Source organism: Sulfurihydrogenibium sp. (assembly GCF_027448985.1).
Taxonomy (GTDB): Bacteria; Aquificota; Aquificia; order Aquificales; family Hydrogenothermaceae; genus Sulfurihydrogenibium.
The window spans coordinates 1-1,976 of record NZ_DAIDMN010000138.1; the positions used below are offsets into that span (position 1 = coordinate 1).

General features: G+C 30.0%; 3 protein-coding genes. 2 read left to right on the forward strand and 1 reads right to left on the reverse strand.

The genetic code is table 11. From position 1 onward, the window contains the following. Positions 1–19: 19 nt before the first annotated feature. Positions 20–724: a hypothetical protein gene (locus NE054_RS07985; RefSeq protein WP_297890423.1), complete on the reverse strand. Its 705-nt coding sequence runs from the start codon at positions 722–724 to the stop codon at positions 20–22. A 300-nt stretch (positions 725–1,024) separates the two neighbouring features. Between NE054_RS07985 and cmr4 the strand changes: the two genes are divergently transcribed. Together cmr4 and cmr5 are read left to right on the forward strand one after the other, a co-directional pair. Then, entirely contained in the window at positions 1,025–1,462 is a 438-nt protein-coding gene (cmr4, locus tag NE054_RS07990) for a type III-B CRISPR module RAMP protein Cmr4 (RefSeq protein WP_297890424.1), read from the forward strand. 1 nt (position 1,463) lies between these two features. Beyond that, positions 1,464–1,892 (forward strand): type III-B CRISPR module-associated protein Cmr5, encoded by a 429-nt coding sequence (gene cmr5 / locus NE054_RS07995; protein WP_297890426.1) that lies wholly within the window; start codon positions 1,464–1,466, stop codon positions 1,890–1,892. Positions 1,893–1,976: the final 84 nt, after the last annotated feature.

Sequence of the window (1,976 nt, forward strand, 5' to 3'; positions counted from 1 at the left end):
AAAAAAGATTTAATAGAAGCTACAAAATACTTAGGATTAGGGGCAAAAAATTAATTTCATCGTTAACATCAACGTTTTCTATGTACTCCCTTTTTCCTTCTAAACCTAACTTTTGTAAAAGACTGTCAAAATATTGAGTGCTATCTTTTACTTCATTACTTACCAAAACATAAATTTTTTGCAACGTATTTTTATGAAAATCCAAGAGTTTTTCTACAGGATACCAATTTCTTGGAGTGTTCTTTATTAACTCTCCGCTTGGTTTTGATAATGTGAATATTAACACTTTTTTAGGTTCTCTTTGAATTTTGGTTTTGTTTTCTACATACTTTTTTAATTTTTGTTCGTAAAGAACAATAAAAAGTAAACCAACCGACAATATATTCGTTAAAGAAACTACCGCTTTGGCTAAATTTACGAAATTAAATTCTTCTGTGGAGTTTTTGGTATATTCAAATAGAAAGTTTGATATTAAAAATTCTGCTAAAAACGCTAAAAATCCCAAAAATGTAGCTACTTCACCAGTAAATAGGTATCTAAGAGAGTTTGTTAATTTTTTTCTACTTGCACCTGAATTGTAGAATATAAAAAAGGAGATAATTAGGACAGAAAAACTAACTAAAAGCAATAAATTTTCATCAAAGTGATAAGAAATTATAAGAAATAACACAACTAAAGAAAGTATTAACTCTTCTTTACGTTCTTTAAGCTTGGAGTAAACCATACCCAACACTACTTTTTGCCCCTAATCCTAAGTATTTTGTAGCTTCTATTAAATCTTTTTTTATATCTTCTCCAGTTAGCTGTTTGTAAATGTTTGTGTTTTTAAAGTAAAAGTTAAATTTGGTTCCTGATTTTATCGTTAGAAATACAACAGGATTAGGAGATTGATTTTCGGAAGGTGGTTTTGCCTCTCTGTAATATTCCGGATAGTGTACGTTTGTTATATCTTTTTCAAGTTTTGGACATGTATCCGGATAAGCATCAAGAATTATAAGCTCTCCTTTGTAATTTTGATTACAAATTGGAGGGTAATAAAGTTTTTGTATCTTCAGATAAGGTGTTGGTAAAAGACAACACAGTAGTTTTAGAAGAGTTTAGCTTTGGTGCAACGATTAAAAAAGAAATAAACACATTGAAAAATCTAACATCAGATAAAGTGGATGAAAACAGGATAGTGGTACTTCCGGATGATATTTTTAGATTTTTTGTGAAAAATTACACGGAAGTAGTAGCAAGAATAAGAATAGACCAAAGTACAGGAACTGTAGAACAAGGTGGTCTTTGGTATCAGGAGCTTACACCTACCGAAACGGTTTACTATGGGAAAATAGCTTCAAGGACAAACAGCAACGAAAATTTAAACACAATACTTCAATTTTTAAAAAACAACATTCTACAGTTTGGTGGTGATGAAACCCTTGGAAGAGGATTCACTTACATAAAAGTGGAGGGCATATAAGATGAACCAAACATTAGAACAAAAAAGGTCTAAATACGCCTTTGAACAGATACTTAAAGTAAAAGGGAAAAAATTTGAGAAGGAATTTTCTTCTTTGGTGTCTAAGTTAGCTACCTTGATACTTACAAACGGACTTGGAAACACTTTAGCCTTTTTATTCGCAAAAGGTAAAGACCATCATTTACAGTCGGTTTATATAGTTGTAAATTGGTTGATAAACGAATCACCCTTAGGAAAAAAGGATTTAAAAGATTTAAATGATAAAAACGTAAAAGAAAAAACTCAAGATATACTAAACAGATTAGTTTTAAATGCTTCAGTTGAAGAGTACATATTCTATACAGAAGAGTCTTTACGACTTATAAACTGGTTAAGAAGATACTCTGATGCACTTCTTGAAAAAGAAAAAGAGGGAGAAAGAAATGAATAAAAATAAAGGTAATTGCTCATTATATTCCACCCTTAATAATCTCCAAAATTCTATCAAATAAATCCTTATCTCTATTATTATACC